Source organism: Streptomyces sp. WMMB 714, assembly GCF_900090125.1.
Lineage (GTDB): Bacteria > Actinomycetota > Actinomycetes > Streptomycetales > Streptomycetaceae > Streptomyces > Streptomyces daqingensis.
On record NZ_FMHJ01000017.1, the window covers coordinates 141,626 to 147,831 of the forward strand.

A 6,206-nucleotide genomic window follows, 5' to 3' on the forward strand; every position below is an offset into this window, starting at 1 on the left:
GCGCACCGACGCCCACGGCATGTCTCCTGCCCGCGCGGCGCCTCGGTCCGGACCGTTTCGTGCGCGGTCCGGACCGTCTCGTGCGCGGCGAGCTTCGGCAGCAGCGGCGCCGGGCACCGCCCACTCGTCGTCAGTTCACCTCTCCGTCGAGCAGGACCGGAAGTGCGGCCTACTGATCGGGGAGACTCCGGCTGCTGCACGGGGCCGAGGCATCGTGCGGTCCGGCCTCCCCGCCCGTCGCGCCGGCTGACGCGGCCTGCGCCCGCCGGGCGGCGCCGCGCTCCGCGGCCTCACGCTCCGCCGCGCGGAGCCGGGCGCGGCCCTGGTGCCTGGTGCGCAGCGCGTCCCACGTGAGGACGCACAGGGCGATCCACACGAGGACGAAGCCCGCCCAGCGCTCCGGCGGCATCGCCTCGTGGAAGACGAGCAGACCGAGGACGAACATCAGCGCGGGCGCCACGTACTGGAGCAGCCCGATCGTGGAGAGCGGCAGCCGCACGGCGGCGCTGCCGAAGAAGATCAGCGGGACCGCCGTGACGAGGCCGGAGACGGCCAGGAGCAGCATGTGTCCCGTGCCGCCGGCGGTGAACGTCCCCTCACCTGCGGCAGCGAGGTAGACGAGGTAGCCGAGAGCGGGCAGGAACTGCACGGCGGTCTCGGCGCTGAAGCTGTCGACGCCGTCCATTTCGAGGCGCTTCTTGAACAGCCCGTACAGCGCGAAGCAGAGCGCCAGGGCGATGGAGAGCCACGGCACCTGGCCGTAGCCGACGCTGAGCACCGCCACCGCCACCACGCCGATCGCGACCGCCGCCCACTGGGCGGGGCGGAGCCGCTCGCGCAGCAGCAGCACGCCGAAGGCGATGGACATCAGGGGGTTGATGAAGTAGCCGAGGGAGGACTCCAGTACGCGCCCCACACTGACCGACCAGATGAACAGCCCCCAGTTGAGGGAGATGGCGGCGGCGCAGAGGACGACGAGCCCGAGCTTCTTCGGCTGCCGCAGCAGGGGGCGGATCCACGACCAGCGCCGCAGCGCGACGAGCAGCAGCAGCGCCGTCGGCAGGGACCACACCATGCGGTGGGCGAGGACCTCGGTGGGGGGAGTGGCTTCGAGCAGGTGCCAGTAGAGCGGGAGGATCCCCCACAGGCCGTAGGCGCCGAAACCGTAGAGCAGGCCGACGCGCTGGTCGCTTCGGTCTCCCACTGCCGTCCTCCTCGTCGTGCGCGCCGGCTCGAGACGCTGCCGGCCCGGGACGCTGCCGGCCCGACGCCAGATCGACGGTAGCGCTCCCTCAATGCGGTGTCATATCCGTTCCACATGACGGTACTGACACCCGGGACGCGCGCCCGCCGCCCCCGCATACGGCGCGGGCGGGCCCCGCCGGAGACGCTCCGGCGGGGCCCGCCCGCTGCTGTGCCGTGCTGACGGCGCCGTCCGGCCGGGCTCAGCCCGCGACGGTCCAGGTGTCGTTGCCGGCGAGGAGCGAGCCGAGGTCGCCCTTGCCGTGCTGCTCCACCGCCTGTTCGAGCTGGTGCGCCATGTCGTCGTCGTAGACGGGGCGCCGGACGTCCCGGAGCACGCCGATCGGCGTGTGGTGCAGGGTGTCCGGGTCGGCCAGCCGGGAGAGCGCGAACGCGGTGGCGGGCGAGGAGGCGTGCGCGTCGTGCGTGAGGACGCCGTCGGTGCCCTCCTCGGCGACGTCGACGATGCGCAGCTCGCCGGTCGCCGGGTCGCGGATGACGCCCTTGCCGCCGAGGCCGTCCTCGCCGGGGGTTCCGAAGCGGATCGGCTCCCCGTGCTCGAGGCGGATGACGGCCTCCTGGGCCTGCTGCTTGTCCTTGAGCACCTCGAACGCGCCGTCGTTGAAGATGTTGCAGTTCTGGTAGATCTCCACCAGCGCTGTGCCCGGGTGGTCCGCGGCCGCCTGCAGGGTCGCCGTGAGGTGCTTGCGGTCGGAGTCGACCGTACGTGCGACGAACGACGCCTCGGCGCCCAGCGCGAGCGAGACCGGGTTGAACGGGGAGTCCAGCGAGCCCATCGGCGTGGACTTCGTGATCTTCCCCGCTTCCGAAGTGGGGCTGTACTGGCCCTTGGTGAGGCCGTAGATGCGGTTGTTGAAGAGCAGGATCTTCAGGTTGACGTTCCGCCTCAGCGCGTGGATGAGGTGGTTGCCGCCGATCGACAGCGCGTCCCCGTCACCCGTGACGACCCACACCGACAGGTCGCGGCGCGAGCTGGCAAGGCCGGTCGCGATGGCCGGGGCGCGGCCGTGGATGGAGTGCATCCCGTAGGTGTTCATGTAGTACGGGAAGCGGGACGAGCAGCCGATGCCGGAGACGAAGACGATGTTCTCCCGGGCCAGGCCGAGCTGGGGCATGAAGCCCTGCACCGCGGCCAGTACGGCGTAGTCGCCGCAGCCGGGGCACCAGCGCACCTCCTGGTCGGACTTGAAGTCCTTCATGGTCTGGGCGGCCTCGGCCTTGGGGACGAGGGAGAGCGGCTCGGAGACCTGGGTCGTCTCAGTCATTGGTGGCCTCCTTCAGGGCGGTCGCCAGCTGTTCGGCCTTGAACGGCATGCCGTTGACCTGGGTGTAGGAGTGGGCGTCGACGAGGTACTTGGCGCGTACGAGGGTGGCGAGCTGGCCCAGGTTCATCTCGGGGATGACGACCTTGTCGTAGCTGCGCAGCACCGCGCCGAGGTTGCCCGGCATCGGGTTGAGGTGCCGCAGGTGGGCCTGGGCGATCTGCTGCCCGCCGCGGCGCAGCCGCCGCACCGCCGCGGTGATGGGGCCGTACGTCGAACCCCAGCCCAGCACCAGCACCTTCGCCGCGCCACGCGGGTCGTCGACCTCGACGTCGGGGACGTCGACGCCGTCGACCTTGGCCTGCCGGGTGCGGACCATCAGGTCGTGGTTGGCAGGGTCGTAGGAGATGTTGCCCGTGCCGTCCTGCTTCTCGATGCCGCCGACGCGGTGCTCCAGGCCCGGCGTGCCCGGGACGGCCCACGGACGGGCGAGGGTCTGCGGGTCGCGCTTGTACGGCCAGAAGGCCTCGGTGCCGTCCTCCAGCTTGTGGTTGGGCTCCTTGGCGAAGTGCACCCGCAGGTCCGGCAGGTCGCCGACCTCCGGGATGCGCCACGGCTCGGAGCCGTTGGCCAGGTAACCGTCGGAGAGCAGGAAGACCGGCGTGCGGTAGGTGAGCGCGATGCGGGCCGCCTCCAGCGCCGCGTCGAAGCAGTCGGCGGGGGTGGCGGCGGCGACGATCGGCACCGGGGCCTCGCCGTTGCGTCCGTACATCGCCTGCAGCAGGTCGGCCTGCTCGGTCTTGGTGGGCAGTCCCGTCGAGGGGCCGCCGCGCTGGATGTCGACCACGAGCAGCGGCAGTTCGAGGGAGACGGCGAGCCCGATCGTCTCGGACTTCAGCGCCACACCGGGGCCGGACGTCGTGGTCACGCCGAGGGCGCCGCCGAACGCCGCTCCGAGGGCCGCTCCGATTCCGGCGATCTCGTCCTCGGCCTGGAAGGTGCGCACGCCGAAGTTCTTGTGCCGGGACAGCTCGTGCAGCACGTCCGAGGCGGGGGTGATGGGGTACGAGCCCAGGAAGAGCGGCAGGTCCGCCTGCTGGGACGCGGCGACCAGCCCGTAGGACAGGGCCAGGTTGCCCGAGATGTTGCGGTACGTGCCGGGCGGGAAGGCCGTCTTCGCCGGGGCGACCTCGTAGGAGACCGCGAAGTCCTCGGTGGTCTCGCCGAAGTTCCAGCCGGCGCGGAACGCGGCGATGTTGGCCTGCGCCACCTGCGGCTTCTTCGCGAACTTCGTCCGCAGGAAGTGCTCGGTCTGCTCGGTGGGGCGGTTGTACATCCACGACAGCAGCCCGAGGGCGAACATGTTCTTCGAGCGGCCGGCGTCCTTGCGGCCGACGTCGAAGTCCTTCAGCGCCTCGACGGTCAGCGTCGTCAGCGGCACCTGGTGGACGTTGTAGTTGTCCAGCGAGCCGTCCTCCAGCGGGCTGGCCGGGTATCCGACCTTCGCCATGGCCCGCTTGGTGAACTCGTCGGTGTTGACGATGATCTCCGCACCGCGCGGGACGTCCGCGATGTTCGCCTTGAGCGCCGCGGGGTTCATCGCGACCAGGACGTTCGGCGCGTCGCCCGGCGTGAGGATGTCGTGGTCGGCGAAGTGCAGCTGGAAGCTGGAGACGCCCGGCAGCGTGCCTGCGGGGGCCCGGATCTCGGCGGGGAAGTTCGGCAGCGTCGACAGGTCGTTGCCGAAGGAGGCCGTCTCGGAGGTGAAGCGGTCACCGGTGAGCTGCATGCCGTCGCCGCTGTCGCCCGCGAAGCGGATGATCACGCGGTCGAGGCGGCGGACCTCCTTGCCGCCGCCCAGTTCGGTCTTCGCATCCCCCTCGGCGCCGTCGGCTCCGCTCGTCCCGCCGCTACCGGGCGCGTCGGAGCCCGGGCGCTGCCCGGCTGGGCTGTTGACCTGGTTGGTCACGGTGGATCGGACCTCCTTGAGGCGGCGTACTCGCCAGCCATCGTACGTCGGTAAGGGTTACCTTCCTTGGAGCGCTCACATCGCGGACGCACTCGTGAGACAACCGTCCGGCAGTCGGCCCACTCTGCACCATGCGCCCTTCAGTTTTCCTATAGAGCGGGCTCCGTCCCAGCTCACGCGGTTGATGCCGGACGCGGGACGGGGGCGCGGACACGGCTACGAGTTGAGATAGGTCAGCACGGCCAGCACCCTGCGGTGATCCGCGTCACTCTGGGAGAGGCCCAGCTTCAGGAAGATGTTGCTCACGTGCTTCTCGACGGCGCCGTGGCTGACCACCAGCTGACCGGCGATCGCGGAGTTCGTGCGGCCCTCGGCCATCAGCCCCAGGACCTCCCTCTCACGCGGGGTCAGGCAGGCCAGGACATCCTGCTTGCGGCTGCGGCCCAGGAGCTGCGCGACGACCTCCGGGTCCAGCGCCGTACCGCCTCCGGCCACCCGGACGACGGCGTCGACGAACTCGCGCACGTCGGCCACGCGGTCCTTCAGCAGATATCCGACGCCCTTGCTGGAGCCCGCGAGCAGCTCGGTGGCGTACTGCTCCTCCACGTACTGCGACAGCACCAGGACGCCCAGGTCCGCGTGCGCCTCGCGGAGAGCGATGGCGGCGCGGACGCCTTCGTCGGTGTGGGTCGGGGGCATCCGCACGTCCGCCACCACCACGTCGGGGAGACGCCCGTCACCTGCCAGCTCGGCGACCGTCTTGACGAGCGCGTCGCCGTCGCCGACGCCCGCCACCACCTCGTGGCCGCGGTCGGTCAGCAGCCGGGTGAGCCCCTCGCGCAGCAGCACGGAGTCCTCGGCGATGACGACCTGCACCCTCTTCACGTCCTCCACGATCACGGCCCCCCGACTCCCCTGCGGACTCGTCCGGTCCCCGGACTCCTGTGTGCGCCCGCGCCGTCCCTGAGTACGACGCCTGCGACGCGCTCAGCATTCCAGAAGCCGGCGTCCCGTACGGGGGGACGCGGCAACGCACCGCGTGGTTCAGCCGGGCCGGGCGCGGCGGGGCGGCCGGACGCGGGAGCCCGGGATCGGGAGGCCGGACGTCAGACCCGCCAGGGGAGTTCGGCGGTGATGGTGGTGGGGCCGCCGGTGGGGGAGTCGATGAGGAGGAGGCCGTCGACGGCGTCGAGTCGTTCGGTGAGTCCGGCGAGGCCGGTGCCGGTGTGGGTGTGGGCGCCGCCTTGTCCGTTGTCGGTGACTTGGAGGAGGAGGCGGTCGGGGGTGTGCCAGACGTCGATGCGTGCGGTGGTGGCGCGGGAGTGTTTGGTGATGTTCTGGAGGAGTTCGGAGACGGTGAAGTAGGTGATGCCTTCGATGGCTTGGGCGGGGCGTCGGGGGAGGTCGACGGTGACGGTGACGTCGGCGGTGCAGCGTGCGGCGAGTGCGGAGAGGGCGGGGTCGAGTCCGCGGTCGGTGAGGATGGCGGGGTGGATGCCGCGGGCGAGGTCGCGTAGTTCCTGGAGGGCGAGTTTCACTTCGCCGTGTGCTTCGTCGACCATTTTGGCGGCGGTTTCGGGGTCTTCGAGGAGTTTCTCTTTTGCGAGGCCGAGGTCCATGGCGAGGGTGACGAGGCGTGCTTGTGCGCCGTCGTGGAGGTCGCGTTCGATGCGGCGCAGGTCGGCCGCGGCGGTGTCGGCCACCGAACCACG

At 71.1% G+C, this 6,206-nt stretch carries 5 protein-coding genes; all 5 read right to left on the reverse strand.

The annotated features are described in order from the left end of the window. Window positions 1-169: 169 nt before the first annotated feature. Window positions 170-1,204: an EamA family transporter RarD gene (rarD, locus tag H181DRAFT_RS26145; protein ID WP_045866895.1), complete on the reverse strand. Its 1,035-nt coding sequence runs from the start codon at window positions 1,202-1,204 to the stop codon at window positions 170-172. A gap of 241 nt (window positions 1,205-1,445) precedes the next feature. Then, the gene (locus H181DRAFT_RS26150; RefSeq protein ID WP_045866896.1) at window positions 1,446-2,528 is read right to left on the reverse strand and encodes a 2-oxoacid:ferredoxin oxidoreductase subunit beta; all 1,083 of its coding nucleotides are present in this window, start codon (window positions 2,526-2,528) and stop codon (window positions 1,446-1,448) included. Next, a complete protein-coding gene (locus H181DRAFT_RS26155) occupies window positions 2,521-4,494 on the reverse strand; it encodes a 2-oxoacid:acceptor oxidoreductase subunit alpha (RefSeq protein ID WP_045866897.1) in 1,974 nt (657 codons plus the stop codon). The genes H181DRAFT_RS26150 and H181DRAFT_RS26155 overlap by 8 nt, the downstream gene beginning before the upstream one ends. A 216-nt stretch (window positions 4,495-4,710) precedes the next feature. Beyond that, window positions 4,711-5,370 (reverse strand): response regulator transcription factor, encoded by a 660-nt coding sequence (locus tag H181DRAFT_RS26160; RefSeq protein ID WP_302622658.1) that lies wholly within the window; start codon window positions 5,368-5,370, stop codon window positions 4,711-4,713. Between the two features lie 230 nt (window positions 5,371-5,600). Next, the coding region (locus H181DRAFT_RS26165; protein ID WP_045866926.1) for a sensor histidine kinase at window positions 5,601-6,206 on the reverse strand (606 nt) is incomplete at its 5' end.